Here is a 15,267-nt window from a genome sequence, read left to right on the forward strand (position 1 = left end):
GCCTGCTGTATGATGCGCGGCGTCTTGTCCGACCTATGCGTTTCCTGTCATGTCCCTTTCGCTCCTTCCGTGCGCCACGATCTGGCTCGCCCTGTTCGCGGCCGCCGCACTCGTGTGGCATCGCCCGCAGCACGGCCTGAGCCTCATTCTGGCCGTGCTCGGCTATGCCGGCGCGCTGGCGTTCGGCAAGCTCGAACCGGTCGCGCTGGCGCCGCTAGCGCTGCTGGCCGCGGCCGCGTGGGGCGTGTCACCCGCGCGCCCGCTCGCGGTGCGGATCGCCGCGCACGCGGTATTTGCCGCGCTCGCGATCGCGCTGAGCCTGCACCTGATCCCCGGTTTCCACAATCCGCTCGTGATCGCCCCGACGCGCTTCACGCCGGACGCCGTGCCGTTCACGATGTACCTGAATCTCGACAAGCCGCTGGTCGGCCTGTGGCTGCTGTGGGTGCTGCCGTGGGTCGCACCCGATGTCGCGCTGTCGCGCGCGCTGCGCACGGGCGCAGTGGCGGCCGTCGCGACGGCCGCCGCATGTCTGGCCGGCGCGCTCGCGTTCGGGATGGTCGGCTGGGCGCCCAAATGGCCGGCGTCGGGCTGGCTGTGGCTCGTGAACAACCTGCTGCTCGTGACGCTCGCCGAGGAAGCGCTGTTCCGCGGCTACGTGCAAGGCGGGCTGACGCGCGCGCTCCGCGCGTTCGCATGGGGCCCGTGGGCCGCGCTCGCGATCGGCGCAGTACTGTTCGGCGCCGCGCACGCGGCCGGCGGCTGGCAATGGATCGTGCTCGGCACGGCGGCCGGCGTCGGCTACGGCCTCGCGTGGCGGCGCGGCGGACTGCTCGCCTCCGCGCTCGCGCATGCGGGGCTGAACGTCGTCCACTTCGGCCTGTTCACCTACCCGATGCTCGACGCCGCGCGCTGATCCCGGCGCGCGGCGCCGCCCGTCGAGATACCGCGCTCAGTTGAACCCGGCGATCGCGTGCGGCACGTACGGGCCTTCGAGCTTGGCGATCTCGTCGTCGGTCAGTTTCAACTCGAGCGCGCCGAGCGCATCGTCCAGCTGCTGCGGCTTCGAGATGCCGACGATCGGCGCGGTGACGCCGCGCTTTTGCGCGACCCATGCGAGCGCGACCTGCGCGCGCGGCACGTTGCGCGCGGCGGCAATCGCGGCGACAGCGTCGACGACCGCCTTGTCCGCATCGGCCGTCGCGTCGTACAGCCGCTGGCCGACGTCGTCCTTCTGCTGCCGTTCCGACGATTCGTCCCAGTTGCGCGTCAGGCGGCCACGCGCGAGCGGGCTCCACGGAATCACCGCGATGCCCTCGGCTTCGCACAGCGGCAGCATTTCCCGCTCTTCCTCGCGATACAGCAGGTTCAGGTGGTTCTGCATGCTGACGAAGCGGGTCCAGCCGTTCTGCTTCGACGTGTACAGCGCCTTCGCGAACTGCCACGCGAACATCGACGACGCACCGATATAGCGCGCCTTGCCGGCCTTCACGACGTCGTGCAGCGCCTCGAGCGTCTCCTCGATCGGCGTGCCGTAATCCCAGCGATGAATCTGGTAGAGGTCGACGTAATCGGTGCCGAGCCGCTTCAGGCTCTGGTCGATGTCGGTCATGATCGCCTTGCGCGACAGGCCCGCGCCGTTCGGCCCCGGCCGCATCCGGTAGAACACCTTGGTCGCGATCACGATGTCGTCACGCTTCGTGAAATCGCGCAGCGCGCGGCCGACGATCTCCTCCGACGTGCCGTCCGAATACATGTTCGCGGTATCGAAGAAGTTGATGCCGGCTTCGACCGCCCGCTGGATGATCGGGCGGCTTTCCGCTTCCGGCAGCGTCCACGGATGCGTGCCGCGCGACGGCTCGCCGAACGTCATGCAGCCCAGCACCAGTTTCGATACTTCCAGCCCGGTCGATCCGAATTTCACGTATTCCATCGCACGCCTCGTCATTGAAGTTGAGCTTGCGGCCGGATGCGCGCCACCGTTCGGCGCGCAGGGCGCGAACGGTGCGCCGCGCATCCGCCAGACGTCGCATGTTATCCCGCGCCGCGCAAACGCGTATGACGCGCACGCCGGCACGCTGCGCGCATCGGGTGCACGGTCGCAACGCGGAAAAGGACGGGCGGGTTACTTGACCTGGTCGGCGATCGGCTGCAGGAACGCGGAGAAGCCGGTCAACATGATCTGCACGCCGATGCACAGCAGCAGGAACGCCGACACGCGCATCGCGACCTTGGTGCCTTCGGTGCCGAGGTAGCGCGACAGCAGCGCGGCGCGGCTGTAGGTTTGCCAGATCACCACGGCGACGAGCACGGACACGGCAATCGATACGATGCTCGACAGCATGAACTCCGACAGCTTGTGCGTGCGGTTCGCATTCAGCGCGATCGCGGTCGAGATCGAGCCGGGGCCGACCGTCAGCGGCACGGTCAGCGGGAAGAACGCGCGCGTCATGATCGCGTTCGCATCGATCGGCTTGACCGGCGTGTCGCCGCCGCCCGGCACGTCGGGCTCGTTCAGCATCTGCCAGCCCGCCACCGCGACCGCCAGGCCGCCGCCGATCCGCAGCGCCTCCATCGAGATCCCGAAGAAATGCAGCACGGGCGTGCCGGCGAAGAACGCGACCATCAGCACGATGAATGCGTTGAACGCCACCTTCCTCGCGAGCAGGTCGCGCTCGTGCTCGGTGAGCGCCTCGGTCCGCTCGAGAAACAGGAACGCGATGCCGATCGGATTGATGATGCCGATCAGGCCGGTGAAGCCGAACAGGATCTCGGAGATAAGGCGGTTGACGATCATCGGGCGAAGAATCGGTCGGGGCTGGGCCGGCAGCGTGCCGGGGGTCACGCATTGTAGAGCAAGCGCCCGCGCCCGAGACGCAAAATGCGGCCGGGCGCGCTTAGCCGCCGATCGTCGTGCTTTGCCCTTACTCGGCGCCCGCTTCCCACGCCGGCGGCCGCTTCGCGAAGAACGCGGCGAAACCCTCCTTCGCCTCCGGCGTCGCCCGCACGCGGGAGATCGTCTGCGCGGTGAACGCCGCGCGCTCGTCCGACGGCGGATACTCGCCGATCGCGTCGAAGAAGCGCTTGATTTCCATCAGCGCGTTCGGGCCGTTGCGGCCCAGTTCCGCGAGCGTCCGTTCGAGCGCTTCGTCGAGCGCGTCGAGCGGCACGGCCTGGTGGATCAGGCCGATCGCGACGGCTTCGCCGGCGGCGAGCTGCGTCGCGGTCAGCGCGAGCCGACGCGCCTGGCGCTGGCCGACCGCCTCGACCAGATACGGGCCGATCACGGCCGGCAGGATTCCGAAACGCGCCTCGCTCACCGAAAAGCGCGCATGGTCGCTCGCGATCACGATGTCGCAGGCCGCGCACAGGCCCACGCCGCCGCCGAACGCGTGGCCCTGCACGCGTGCCACCGTCGGCTTCGGGCACTGCCGGATCGCGCGCATCATCGCGGCGAACCGCTGCGCGTCGCGCAGGTTCGCTGCCGCATCGTTCGCGCTCGCGCGCTGCATCCACTGCAGGTCGGCGCCCGCGCAGAATGCGCGGCCATCCGAGCGCAGCACGATCGCGCGCACGTCGTCGCGCCGGCCGAGCGCCGTGAATGCGTCGGTCAGCTCGGCGATCATCGTCTCGTCGAACGCGTTGAGCACGTCGCCGCGCTGCAGCGCCACGGTCGCGATGCCGCGCGCATCGACCGCGACGGCCAGGGTCTTCAATTCATCCATCGAACAGGTTTCCTCGGGTAGAACGGCAAACATCGGAATCAGGCGGCCTGGCGGCGGTCGATCACGCGCCGGGCCTTGCCGGTCGAGGTCGCCGGAATGCCGCCCGCCGCGAGCACCGTCACGCCGGACGACACGCCGACCATCGTCTTGATCCGGTGCTGCAACTCGCGCGCGAGCACGGCGCGATCGCTTTCGGTAACGGACGCCGCAACCTCGGAGCGCAGTTCGACCGCGATGTCGAGCCGGTCCATGTGACCGTCGCGCGACAGCGTGATCTGGAACTGGCCCGACAGCGCCGGCAGCGCGACGACGATCTCCTCGATCTGGCTCGGGAACACGTTCACGCCGCGCACGATCAGCATGTCGTCGGAACGGCCGGTGATTTTCGCGAGACGGCGCATCGCGCGCGCGGTCGGCGGCAGCAGCGCTGTGAGGTCGCGCGTGCGGTAGCGGATCACCGGCATCGCTTCCTTCGTCAGCGACGTGAACACGAGCTCGCCCTGACTGCCGTCGGGCAGCACTTCGCCCGTGACGGGATCGATGATCTCCGGGTAGAAATGGTCTTCCCAGATCACCGGGCCGTCCTTCGACTCGACGCATTCGCACGCGACGCCCGGGCCCATCACTTCCGACAGCCCGTAGATGTCGAGCGCGTCGATGCCCACGCGCGTCTCCACTTCCTCGCGCAACGCCTGCGTCCACGGCTCGGCGCCGAAGATGCCGATCTTCAGCGACGACTCGGCCGGGTCCATCCCCTGCCGCACCATCTCGTCGATCAGGTTCAGCATGTACGACGGCGTGACGAGGATGATCTTCGGCTCGAAATCGCGGATCAGCTGCACCTGCTTCTCGGTCTGCCCGCCCGACATCGGCACGACCATGCAGCCGAGCCGCTCCGCGCCGTAATGAATCCCGAGGCCGCCCGTGAAGAGGCCATAGCCGAACGCGTTGTGCAGCGTGTCGCCCGGGCGGCCGCCGGCCGCGCGGATCGAACGCGCGGTCACGTTCGCCCATGTGTCGATGTCGCGCGCGGTGTAGCCGACCACGGTCGGCTTGCCCGTCGTGCCGCTCGACGCATGCACGCGCACGACCTGCTCGCGCGGCACCGCGAAGAGCCCGAACGGATAGTTGTCGCGCAAGTCGTTCTTCGTCGAGAACGGGAATTTCGCGAGATCGGCGAGCGTCTTCAGGTCGTCCGGATGCACGCCCGCCGCATCGAACGTGCGCCGATAGTGCGGGACGTTGTCGTACGCGTGGCGCAGCGACCACTTGAGGCGCTCGAGCTGCAGCGCCTGCAGTTCGTCGCGGCTGGCGGTCTCGATCGGTTCGAGGGCGGCGGCGGGATGCGTCGGGTGGGTCATCGGGGTGCTCCTCCAATGGAGTGATGTCGTTATCGTGTTCGGGGTAATCGGAGTGGCCGGGGCCGGCGGCTACGACCGGAACGTGCGGCCGGCCGCATGCAGCGCGGCGATGCGCGGCGACACGCGATAGCGGTCCTCGCCGTAGCTCGCCGCCAGGTTCGACAGCACGCGAAACACACGCCCGATGCCGATCGCATCGGCCCACGCGAGCGGGCCGCATGGGTAGTTCACGCCCTTCTCCATCGCGAGATCGAGATCGGCGGGCGAGCACACGCCCTGGTTCACCGTGTCGGCCGCCTCGTTCGCGAGCATCGCGACGGTGCGCATCGCGATCATCCCCGGCACGTCGGCCACGCCGACGACGCGAAAGCCCGCCTGCTGGAACAGACCGACCGCGTCCGCATAGGCGGCATCGCTGCACTGGAGCGCACGTGTCAGCGCAACGAGCCCGGCCTGCGCGTAATCGCGCGCGAGGTCGACGAGCACGAGATCGGCCACGCCCGTTTGCGCGGCGCGCGCGGTGGCCGTGCGGCCGTCGGTCAGCGCGATCGACGCGCGGCCGGCCATCGCGAGCAGGTCGTCCGGATGCGCGCCGGCTGGCCGTGCGAGCGCGACGCGTTCGGCGAAGCGTGTGTGCAGCGCGGCAGCCGGGCCATCCTGCGCGTACAGCATGACATCCGACGGTGCATCGCGCGGCGGCTCGAGATCGGGCGCGGGCGGCGTCGCGCCGTCCGTATACGAATAGAAGCCGCGCCCCGACTTGCGCCCGAGGAAACCCGCGTTCACGAGCTCCTGCTGGATCAGCGACGGCGTGTAGCGCGGGTCGTTGAAATACGCGCGGAACACCGACTCGGTCACCGCGAGGTTCACGTCGTGGCCGATCAGGTCCATCAGCTCGAACGGCCCCATCCGGAAGCCGCCGGCCTCGCGCATCACCGCGTCGATCGACGCCGGCGCGCCGCCCTGCTCGTTCAGCACGCGCAGCGCCTCCGCGTAATACGGCCGCGCGACGCGGTTCACGATGAAGCCCGGCGTCGATTTCGCCATCACGGGTTGTTTGCCCCACGCGGCCGCGGTCGCATACAGGACCTGCGCAACGTCGGGCGCGGTCGCCAGCCCGCTGACCACCTCGACGAGCGCCATCAGCGGCGCCGGGTTGAAGAAATGCAGGCCGGCGACGCGCTGCGGCACGCGCAGCCCGGCCGCGATCGACGTGATCGAGATCGACGACGTGTTGGTCGCCAGCAGGCACGCGTCGTCGACATGGCGTTCGAGCGTCGCGAAAATGTCGCGCTTCACGTCGAGCCGTTCGGCCGCCGCCTCGACGATCAGCGCGGCGCCCGCCAGATCGGCCAGCGCGCGCACCGCGCGGATCCGGTTGCCGGCCGCGTCGGCCTGTGCCGGTTCGAGCCGCCCCTTCTCCGCGAGCCGCGCGAACTGCGCGCGGATGCCGGCCAGCGCGTTGTCGCAGGCCGCTTCGTTCAGGTCGTACAGCAGCACCGAATGGCCGGCCGCCGCCGCGACCTGTGCAATGCCCGCGCCCATCGCGCCGGCGCCGATCACGCCGACGATGGCCGACGGCGCCAGCGCGCCCGAGTTCACCGAATGTGCAGAGGAAACAGCCATCGCTTGCGATCCGTCATGAAGTGGAAGTGCGAGCGATTATAAACCGACCGGTCGGTAGATTTATGTCAGGGCGAGCCCGAATTTGTCGTGCAAGAGACCGTTACGGAAACTGCAAAGACAAAAAATTGAAGAATTGGGGCACTTTTTGTAAACCGAAAGGTCAATGAAAGCATTCGAATATGAGATTGCGGCCCCCAAACGCCTGATAAAATTCGACAACTCGACGGATTTCAGGGGGAAACCGCGTGTCACGCCGCCACCGATGTCCATCGTCCGCCACCCTTCCGGGGCCGGAACCGAGCCTCCGGCCGGCGTGTCTTCACGATTGTTCGCCCTGCCATCGGCGGCCAGCCTCATCGAACCGTTTCACCCAGCGACGGGCTCCAGCCCGCCCGCGCCCCTCGCCGCCTCACGGCGGCGAACTCAAGGCAGCGCCATTACGCGCGGCCACCCTTCGGTTTCATCGTCCTCGTTCGGCGGATAGTACGGCCGGGCTTCGTCACCCCGTGACGGCGCGTCGCGCGCCGCCACTCGCATAAGGAAACCCTCCATGCCGCTCTCGTCCAACCAGCTCCCGCGCTGGACCCTCTGGGCCCCGCTTGCCGCATGGCTGGTACTCGCGCTGTCGCGCGCCGTGCCGGCCGAAGGCCTCGTCATCGCGCTGTTCGCCGCCGCACTGGCCGGCGCCGTGTTCGCCGCCGTCCACCATGCGGAAGTCGTCGCGCACCGCGTCGGCGAACCGTTCGGCACGCTCGTGCTCGCGGTCGCCGTGACCGTCATCGAAGTCGCGCTGATCGTGTCGGTGATGCTCGGCGCGGGCCCGGAGAAATCGGGCCTCGCGCGCGACACCGTGTTCGCCGCCGTGATGATCATCTGCAACGGCATCGTCGGCATCTGCCTGCTGGTCGGCGCGTGGAAGCACGGCGAACAGGACTTCCAGGGGCGCGGCGCGAGCAAGGCGCTCGCGGTGCTGGCTTCGCTGTCGGTGCTGTCGCTCGTGATGCCGAATTACCTGAACGCCGCACCGGGCCCGTTCTTTTCGAAATCGCAGCTCGCGTTCGCCGGCGTGTCGTCGCTCGTGCTGTACGGCGCATTCGTGTTCGTGCAGACCGTGCGTCACCGCGACTACTTCCTCACCGAGCACGACAGCGCGAACGAATCGGTGCACGCGGCGCCGCCGAGCAACCGAACCGCGGCGATCAGCATGCTGCTGCTGTTCGCGAGCCTCGTCGCGGTCGTGCTGCTCGCGAAGCTGCTGTCGCCGGCCGTCGAGCACGCGGTGCTGAAGCTCGGCGCGCCGGAAGCCGCGGTCGGCATCGTGATCGCCGCGCTCGTGCTGCTGCCGGAAGGGCTCGCGGCCGTCACCGCCGCGCGCGCGAACCGCCTGCAGACCAGCATGAACCTCGCGCTCGGCTCGGCGCTCGCGAGCATCGGGTTGACGATCCCGACCGTCGCGGCCGTATTCATCTGGATCGGCCAGCCGCTCACGCTCGGCATCGGCGCGATGGAAACCGTGCTGCTGGCGCTCACCTTGCTGGTCAGCACGCTGACGCTCAGCCAGGGGCGCACGACGGTGCTGCACGGCGTCGTGCACCTGTCGCTGTTCGCCGCGTACCTGTTCCTGTCGATCACTCACTGACGCCAATATGCGCGCGGCCCGGCGGATCGCCTCCGCCGGGCCGCGCGTTTTTGCTTCCTTTCACAGACCTTCGTCCACGTCACGCCACAGCTACCGGACCGGAATCACGAGATGCTGGCCCGCCAGGATCAGGTTCGGATTGGCGAGGTTGTTGCGGCGCTGGATTGCTTGCCATCGCGGCGCCGCAAGCTTCCGGATTGAAAACCTGTGACACGGCCCGAACGTGCTACGCCGCCGCGCCGCCCTGCTCCTGCGCGAGAAACCGCTCGACCATCGCGTTGAACACGGGCAGCGCCGGGTTGTCGTTGTCCGCCCGCCACGCGAGATACAGCTCCGCTGCGGCGTCGACGTCAGCGAGCGGCCGGAACACCACGCCGTCCACATGCAGCTCGCGCGCCGACGCCGGTACGAGCGCCGCGCCGAGCCCAGCCCGCACGAGGCCGAGGATCGTATGCGTCTGCCCGACGTAATGCAGGTAGTTCGGCAGCCGCCCGGCGTTCGCGAACAGGCCGGAGATCATGTCGTGGAAATACTTCCCCTCGTTCGGCGAATACGCGATGAACGGCTGCCGGTCGAGATCGTCGGGGCCGATGCGCTCGCACGCGGCGAGCGGCGCGCCTTGCGCGACCGCGACCAGCATCGGTTCGCGCCGCACGAGCCGGTATTCGAGCGGCTGGCGCGCGGCGCGCTGGCGCACGAAACCCGCGTCGAGCATCCGCGACGCGAGCGCGTCGATCTGCACGGTCGACACCATCTCGCGCAATTCGACGTCGACGTCCGGCAGCGCGTGCGCGGCGTGCGCCAGCAGCATCGGGATCATCCGGTACGCGCTGACGGCCGTGAAGCCGAGCGTGATGCGGCCGGCCCCGCCGTGCGCGACGCGCTGCGCGGCCTGCTCGGCCCGCGCGGAGAATTCGAGGATGTGCCGCGCATCGCGCAGGAAACGCTCGCCGGCCGCGGTCAGGCTCACCTGCCGGCTGCTGCGTTCGAGCAGCGCGATGCCGAGCGCGTGCTCGAGCAACTGGATCTGCCGGCTGAGCGGCGGCTGCGTCATGAAGAGCCGCCTGGCCGCGCGGCCGAAATGAAGCTCCTCGGCCACCGCGACGAAGCAGCGAAGCTGGTGCAGTTCAATCATCCAGATTTTGTATCGATCGATGGTCTTTCGAGGTTAGACCGATATCGATACGATTTCCATGCTCGGTTGCACCTGATGCGCGGCCGCGCCCGCCCACACCGTCAAGCGCGCTTGCGGCCGCCCGGCATCTGCTCGACCGTCAGACGGTCGAGTTCGCGCAGGTCGTTCTCCAGCGCGGGCGTGAGCGTCGTGCGCAGGTGATCGAGGAACGTGCGGATCTTCGCATCGAGATAACGGCGCGTCGCGTAGACGGCGTACACGCTCACCGTCTGCAGCCGGTACTCGGGCAGCACGCGGATCAGCCGCCCGGCGCGGATGTCGTCGAGCACCGTATACAGTGCGACGCACGCGATCCCGCGCCCGGCGCGCACCGCGACGCACAGCGCGTCCGGCACGTTGACCTGGAACGGTGCCGGCTGCAGTTCGTAGACGGCCACTTCTTCGTCATTGCGCTCGAGCCGCCATTCGCCGGCCGGCGATGCAGGCGTATCGAGGCGCAGGCACACGTGGTTCGGCAAATCGTCGGGCGACTGCGGCGTGCCGTGCCGCGCGAGGTATTCGCGCGACGCGACGAGCACGCTGCAGCTCGTGCCGCAGGTCTGCGCGACGTAACCCGAATCGGGCAACTGCGACGCCGTCACGATCGACACGTCGTAGCCTTCCTCGACGAGATTCGGCATCCGCTGCGCGAGCGTCAGCTCGACCGACACGTCGGGGTTGTCCTCCTGGTAGCGGACGATCGACGACACGACATGACTCTGCCCGAGCCCCGTCATCGCATGAATGCGCATCTTGCCGCTCGGCCGCAGCAGTGCGTTGCGCGCCTCCGCGTTCGCGTAGTCGATTTCCGCGAGGATCGATTTCGCGCGCTCGAAATAGCGTTCGCCGCTTTCGGTAAGGCCGAGATGGCGCGTCGTGCGATGCAGCAGGCGCGTCTGTACGTGCGCTTCGAGGTTCGATACCGCGCGGGAGACCTGCGCGGTAGTCGCGTCGATTTCCTTCGCGACCGCCGTAAAACTGCCGGCTTCGACAACGCGCACGAACAGGCGCATGTTTTCGAGCATGTCCATTGATTTGGCTTGGGGAGAGTCAGTGGGGAGGCGTCGGTGGCGCTCGCGTCAGGTGGGGAACGGAGCGCGGCCGCGAACCACGCCGAATCGATGAGCACCGTGCCGGGGGAAAGGCGGGAGAGCGGGCATCGCGTACGTGGTTCTGGTATGTCGGGGATTCAGTGGGCGGAATTGTACGCCGCCGCAGACAAATTTGCGCTATTGCCAACCACCCAAGCTTTCGTCCGATGAAAGGTTTATGCAAGGCGCGTACGTCGTGCGCGCGCAACGGCTTGATGCAGCGCGACAATTTGTATCACAACACGATATAATTCCGCCCTTGTCGCCGCACATACCCGCGCTGTCATTTTTACCGCTTACCCGTCCATGTCGTCAGGCTCCTCTTCGTCGCACCGCACGTTGCGTCAATGGCTGCACAGTTTCATTCCCCATCCGATGTCGCTCGGCTGGCGCGAGCGACTGCGTTCATGCACGGGCGCGCTCGTCGGCATCGCGACGGTCGGCGTCACGATGCGGTGGCTGCCCGGCGTGCCGGGCCTCGTGCCGCTGCTCGTCGCGCCGATGGGGGCATCGGCCGTGCTGTTGTTCGCGGTGCCGGCGAGTCCGCTCGCGCAGCCGTGGTCGATCATCGGCGGCAATCTCGTCGCGGCGACGGTCGGGGTCGCGTGCGCGTTATGGATCGCCGATCCGATTACGGCCGCCGCGGTCGCGATCGCATGCGCGATCGGCGGCATGTTCGCGCTGCGCTGCGTGCACCCGCCGTCGGGCGCCGTCGCGCTCACGGCCGTGGTCGGCGGCCCGGCGATCCATTCGCTCGGATTCAGTTTCGTGCTGGAGCCGATCGCACTGCAATCGGCGATCCTGCTGTCGGCCGCGCTCGCGTATCACGCGCTGACCGGGCACCGCTACCCGCATGGCGGCGCGCGCGCCGAAGCGAAACCACGGGCAGGCGCCGCGCCGGCGCGCGGCGGCTTCACGCGCGGCGACCTCGACGCGGTGCTGAAGCGTCGCGGCGAATGGCTCGACGTCGATCCGGATGATCTCGAAACGCTGCTGCGCGAAACCGAGATGCAGGCCTATACACGCACGTTCGGCCAGCTCAAGTGCGCCGACCTGATGACGAAGAATGCGATCGAGGTCGCGCCGTCGACGTCGGTGACGGCCGCGCTCACGCTGCTCGACCGCCACCGCGTGAAGGCGCTGCCGGTCGTCGACGGCGAAGGCCGCCTGGCCGGCATCGTCACGCGCGCCGACCTCACGCGCCAGCTGCGCCGCCCGACCCCGCTGTGGCAACGCCTGTCCGCACGGCTGCCGCAATCGTTCGGCGGCCAGCCCGCGAGCGTCGCGGCGGTGATGACGCGCGACGTTGCGTTCGTGCAGGAAACGATGCCGATCACCGCGCTCGTGCCGCTGTTCACGCATTCGGGCCATCACCATATTCCGGTCGTCGACGCGTCACGCCAGCTCGTCGGGATCATTACGCAGACGGATCTCGTCACGGGCCTTTACCAGCAGACGCAGATGCTCGAGGCCGCTTAACGCAAGCGCAACGCGCCGACGCAACGCGGAATGCAGTCATTCCGCATTAATTCGGCCATTTATATCATATTGTGATATATTTATCGCTTCCGAAACCGACTGCCCGACCGACCTCGATGAACGATACCAGACGCGCGCTGAACAAAAGCGATTTCCAGCAACTGTCCGAGTTCCGCTACCAGATGCGCCGCTTCGAGCGCTTCTCCGAACGCGCCGCGCAAAGCGAAGGCGTGACGCCGCTGCAATACCTGCTGCTGCTGCACATCAAGGGTTATCCGCATCGCGAATGGGCAACCATCGGCGAGCTCGCGGAACGCCTGCAGGCGCAGCATCACGGCGTCGTCGCGCTGGTGACGCGCTGCGAAGCGCTCGGGCTCGTGAAGCGCAAGACGAGCGAAGCCGACCGCCGGCAGGTCGAGGTCCATCTCGAACAAGCCGGCGAGACGCTGCTCACCCGCCTCGCGGCGATGCATCGCGCCGAGCTGAAGTCGCTCAAGGGCACGTTCCAGGTTCCCCAGATCGATTACTGACCCCTTGCTTTTACCACTCCGATGAACGCACCGCACAAACGCGATTTCTCGACCAACGAACGCCTGCCCAGGATCGCGTTGCTTGCCGCCGGGATCGGCCTGCTCAGCACGCTCGCCGCGTTCGTGCTGTTGAGCCTGATCCACCTGTTCACGAACCTGTTCTTCTTCCAGCAGCTCTCGTTCGCCGACCGCTCTCCGGCGAACCATACGCTCGGCGCATGGGTGATCGTCGTGCCGGTGATCGGCGGGTTGATCGTCGGGATGATGGCGCGCTTCGGTTCGGAAAAGATTCGCGGCCACGGCATTCCGGAAGCGATCGAGGCGATCCTGTTCGGCAAGAGCCGCATGTCGCCTAAGGTCGCGATTCTCAAGCCGCTGTCGTCCGGCGTCGTGATCGGCAGCGGCGGCCCGTTCGGCGCCGAAGGCCCGATCATCATGACGGGCGGCGCGCTCGGCTCGCTGATCGCGCAGTGCGTACACGTGACCGCGGCCGAGCGCAAGACGCTGCTCGTCGCCGGTGCGGCCGCAGGGATGACGGCCGTGTTCGGCACGCCGGTCGCCGCGGTGCTGCTCGCGGTCGAACTGCTGCTGTTCGAATGGCGTCCGCGCAGTTTCCTGCCGGTTGCACTCGCGTGCGCGGTGGCCGGTTTCGCACGCGCGCTGTTGTTCGGCGTCGATCCGCTGTTTCCGCTCGCCACGGCCGCGCCGACGCCCATCGCGCTGCTGTCGTGCATCGTCGCGGGCCTGTTGTCGGGCATGCTCGCCTGCGGCCTGTCGGCTGCGCTGTACCACGTCGAGGACACCTTCGCGAAGCTGCCCGTGCACTGGATGTGGTGGCCCGCGCTCGGCGCGATCGTGATCGGCATCGGCGGCTGGCTCGAACCGCGCGCGCTCGGCGTCGGCTACGACGTGATCGGTGATCTGCTGCACCAGCACATCGCGTTGAAGATCGCGCTCGCGCTGCTGATCGTGAAGGCCGTGATGTGGGTGATCGCACTCGGCTCGGGTACGTCGGGCGGTGTGCTCGCCCCGCTGCTGATGCTCGGCGCCGGCCTCGGCACCGTGCTGTCGCCGGTGCTGCCGGGCGGCGATCCGGCGCTGTGGCCGCTCGTGTGCATGGCCGCGACGCTCGGCGCAACGCTCGGCGCGCCGCTGACCGCGATCGTGTTCGCGTTCGGCCTCACGCACGACGCCAACGCGCTGCTGCCGCTGCTCGCGGCGACGCTCGTCGCGCACGGCTTCGCGACCGTCGTGATGAAGCGCTCGATCATGACGGAAAAGATCGCGCGCCGCGGCTATCATATCTACCGCGAATACGGCGTCGATCCGCTCGAGCGGCATGACGTCGGCGAAGTGATGACGTCCGCCGACCGGCTCGTCGCGATCGACGGCGCGGCGACGCTCGATGCCGTCGACACGCAGTACTTCGGCGCGAAGCAGACGCACCGTGCGTACCCGGTCGTGCAGAACGGCCGCCTGCTCGGCCTCGTCGATCGCGCAACACTCGACGCGCAGCGCGCACACGCCGCGGCCGACACGCCGATCTCGGCCGCGTTCGCAGACCGCGTGCCCGCCGTCGCGCTTGCGCACGAGACGTGCCGCGTCGTCGCATCGCGTCTCGCGATGCTCGGCCTCGAACGCCTGCCGGTCGTCGACGACGAGCAATCGCTGCGCATCACGGGCATCGTGTCGCGCAGCGACCTGATCAAGCCCGCGCTCCAGCACTTCGATGACGAACAGAAGCGCGAGCGCTTCCGTCCGATCGTCCCGGTCAACCTGCGCGACATCGGCACGCGCAAGGCCGGCTGACACATCCCGCATGCGCGAGCAACGTGCCCTCGCCTCACCTCGCTGCACGATGCGGCGCGCGCCTCGCGCACCGCATCGCATTCCGCTGCTTCCCGCGTTTAAAGTTGGTTAACAATCCGACCGACGAAAGTTTGTCATCATGGTCCTCATGCGACGGGGCCAACACAATCAAGCCATTCCACTTCGCGATCGGATAAAGAGTCGCGGCACGGCATGCAGACACATGCCGCTCGCCGCGACCGTCATGTCACCACACGACCGGGCAGCGCGCCGACCGGGCAACGCATGACGTCGTTGCCGCATCGCCCGTCCACCAACGGGCCGCACACGATGCATGCCGCGCCGCAGCAGAGTGCACAGCACCGCAGCCGCCGTTTGGCAAGCGCGTTAACAACTTGTTTCGGAATAGCCGGAACCGTGCTTGTCCGCTGCGATCTCACTAGCACGCAGTACTGCTGCGCATCCCACTCAATCAATCACGACTCGAGGGAGATAACGTGAACGTGAAATACTTACCGCTCATCGCATTGACCGTGGCATTTTCTGCTCATGCAGCCGATTCTGCCCTGCAGAACGTGGGACAAAGTCAGAAACCCGCCGACCAGGTGGCGCAGTGCATCGCGAAGACCTGGGCCGACAAGTCGCAGCAACAGGTGACGTCGCAGTATGAACTGGCGAACGGCCTCGCGATGGCAGTTTATGCACCGGGCCAGCAGCCGCCGAATGGCGCCGCTGCCGTGGTGCGCCCGGCCAACGCCGCAAACGCGAAGACCTGGGTCGGTTTCCGCGGCGGCGATGCGTCGTCGGCCGGCGACATCAACGCCTGCCTGTAA

At 67.9% G+C, this 15,267-nt stretch carries 13 protein-coding genes; 6 read left to right on the plus strand and 7 right to left on the minus strand.

The window, feature by feature from the left end; genetic code table 11:
• Positions 1–49: 49 nt before the first annotated feature.
• Entirely contained in the window at positions 50–916 is an 867-nt protein-coding gene (locus tag MRS60_RS20815; RefSeq protein ID WP_131948885.1) for a CPBP family intramembrane glutamic endopeptidase, read from the plus strand.
• 36 nt (positions 917–952) lie between these two features.
• Here MRS60_RS20815 and MRS60_RS20820 read toward each other — a convergent pair whose 3' ends face one another.
• From MRS60_RS20820 to MRS60_RS20840, 5 genes are all read right to left on the minus strand, one after another.
• Positions 953–1,933: an aldo/keto reductase gene (locus MRS60_RS20820; RefSeq protein ID WP_034180231.1), complete on the minus strand. Its 981-nt coding sequence runs from the start codon at positions 1,931–1,933 to the stop codon at positions 953–955.
• A 192-nt stretch (positions 1,934–2,125) separates the two neighbouring features.
• Positions 2,126–2,797 (minus strand): MarC family protein, encoded by a 672-nt coding sequence (locus MRS60_RS20825; RefSeq protein WP_034180232.1) that lies wholly within the window; start codon positions 2,795–2,797, stop codon positions 2,126–2,128.
• 127 nt (positions 2,798–2,924) lie between these two features.
• Entirely contained in the window at positions 2,925–3,725 is an 801-nt protein-coding gene (locus MRS60_RS20830) for an enoyl-CoA hydratase-related protein (RefSeq protein ID WP_243566580.1), read from the minus strand.
• 38 nt (positions 3,726–3,763) lie between these two features.
• Positions 3,764–5,086, minus strand: coding sequence for a phenylacetate--CoA ligase PaaK (gene paaK, locus MRS60_RS20835; RefSeq protein ID WP_105392383.1), 1,323 nt, complete (start codon positions 5,084–5,086; stop codon positions 3,764–3,766).
• Between the two features lie 69 nt (positions 5,087–5,155).
• Positions 5,156–6,712: a 3-hydroxyacyl-CoA dehydrogenase gene (locus tag MRS60_RS20840; RefSeq protein ID WP_243566581.1), complete on the minus strand. Its 1,557-nt coding sequence runs from the start codon at positions 6,710–6,712 to the stop codon at positions 5,156–5,158.
• A 550-nt stretch (positions 6,713–7,262) separates the two neighbouring features.
• Here MRS60_RS20840 and MRS60_RS20845 point away from each other — a divergent pair.
• On the plus strand, positions 7,263–8,351 hold the full coding sequence (locus tag MRS60_RS20845) for a calcium:proton antiporter (protein ID WP_034180236.1): 1,089 nt from the start codon (positions 7,263–7,265) through the stop codon (positions 8,349–8,351).
• A 226-nt stretch (positions 8,352–8,577) separates the two neighbouring features.
• On the opposite strand, the gene MRS60_RS20850 is transcribed toward MRS60_RS20845, so the two are convergent.
• Complete coding sequence (locus MRS60_RS20850) at positions 8,578–9,486, minus strand: LysR substrate-binding domain-containing protein (protein ID WP_243566582.1); 909 nt, start codon at positions 9,484–9,486, stop codon at positions 8,578–8,580.
• A gap of 101 nt (positions 9,487–9,587) precedes the next feature.
• Positions 9,588–10,556, minus strand: a complete 969-nt coding sequence (locus MRS60_RS20855; RefSeq protein ID WP_034180238.1) for a LysR family transcriptional regulator — start codon at positions 10,554–10,556, stop codon at positions 9,588–9,590.
• A 366-nt stretch (positions 10,557–10,922) separates the two neighbouring features.
• On the opposite strand from MRS60_RS20855, the gene MRS60_RS20860 reads away from it, so the two are divergent.
• The 4 genes from MRS60_RS20860 (at position 10,923) to MRS60_RS20875 (ending at position 15,267) form a co-directional block, all read left to right on the plus strand.
• On the plus strand, positions 10,923–12,095 hold the full coding sequence (locus MRS60_RS20860) for an HPP family protein (protein WP_243566583.1): 1,173 nt from the start codon (positions 10,923–10,925) through the stop codon (positions 12,093–12,095).
• A gap of 116 nt (positions 12,096–12,211) precedes the next feature.
• The gene (locus MRS60_RS20865; RefSeq protein WP_034180240.1) at positions 12,212–12,625 is read left to right on the plus strand and encodes a MarR family winged helix-turn-helix transcriptional regulator; all 414 of its coding nucleotides are present in this window, start codon (positions 12,212–12,214) and stop codon (positions 12,623–12,625) included.
• Positions 12,626–12,646: 21 nt separating this feature from the next.
• Positions 12,647–14,434, plus strand: a complete 1,788-nt coding sequence (locus tag MRS60_RS20870) for a chloride channel protein (protein ID WP_243566584.1) — start codon at positions 12,647–12,649, stop codon at positions 14,432–14,434.
• A 497-nt stretch (positions 14,435–14,931) separates the two neighbouring features.
• Complete coding sequence (locus MRS60_RS20875) at positions 14,932–15,267, plus strand: hypothetical protein (protein WP_174418674.1); 336 nt, start codon at positions 14,932–14,934, stop codon at positions 15,265–15,267.

The sequence above is a fragment of the Burkholderia pyrrocinia genome (assembly GCF_022809715.1).
In the GTDB taxonomy this organism is placed as follows: domain Bacteria; phylum Pseudomonadota; class Gammaproteobacteria; order Burkholderiales; family Burkholderiaceae; genus Burkholderia; species Burkholderia pyrrocinia_C.

Bases quoted from the DNA above. Each gene is read 5' to 3' on its own strand.
- MRS60_RS20815 (WP_131948885.1), top strand. From the start codon at position 50: ATGTCCCTTTCGCTCCTTCCGTGCGCCACGATCTGGCTCGCCCTGTTC.
- MRS60_RS20820 (WP_034180231.1), bottom strand. From the start codon at position 1,933: ATGGAATACGTGAAATTCGGATCGACCGGGCTGGAAGTATCGAAACTG.
- MRS60_RS20825 (WP_034180232.1), bottom strand. From the start codon at position 2,797: ATGATCGTCAACCGCCTTATCTCCGAGATCCTGTTCGGCTTCACCGGC.
- MRS60_RS20830 (WP_243566580.1), bottom strand. From the start codon at position 3,725: ATGGATGAATTGAAGACCCTGGCCGTCGCGGTCGATGCGCGCGGCATC.
- paaK (WP_105392383.1), bottom strand. From the start codon at position 5,086: ATGACCCACCCGACGCATCCCGCCGCCGCCCTCGAACCGATCGAGACC.
- MRS60_RS20840 (WP_243566581.1), bottom strand. From the start codon at position 6,712: ATGGCTGTTTCCTCTGCACATTCGGTGAACTCGGGCGCGCTGGCGCCG.
- MRS60_RS20845 (WP_034180236.1), top strand. From the start codon at position 7,263: ATGCCGCTCTCGTCCAACCAGCTCCCGCGCTGGACCCTCTGGGCCCCG.
- MRS60_RS20850 (WP_243566582.1), bottom strand. From the start codon at position 9,486: ATGATTGAACTGCACCAGCTTCGCTGCTTCGTCGCGGTGGCCGAGGAG.
- MRS60_RS20855 (WP_034180238.1), bottom strand. From the start codon at position 10,556: ATGGACATGCTCGAAAACATGCGCCTGTTCGTGCGCGTTGTCGAAGCC.
- MRS60_RS20860 (WP_243566583.1), top strand. From the start codon at position 10,923: ATGTCGTCAGGCTCCTCTTCGTCGCACCGCACGTTGCGTCAATGGCTG.
- MRS60_RS20865 (WP_034180240.1), top strand. From the start codon at position 12,212: ATGAACGATACCAGACGCGCGCTGAACAAAAGCGATTTCCAGCAACTG.
- MRS60_RS20870 (WP_243566584.1), top strand. From the start codon at position 12,647: ATGAACGCACCGCACAAACGCGATTTCTCGACCAACGAACGCCTGCCC.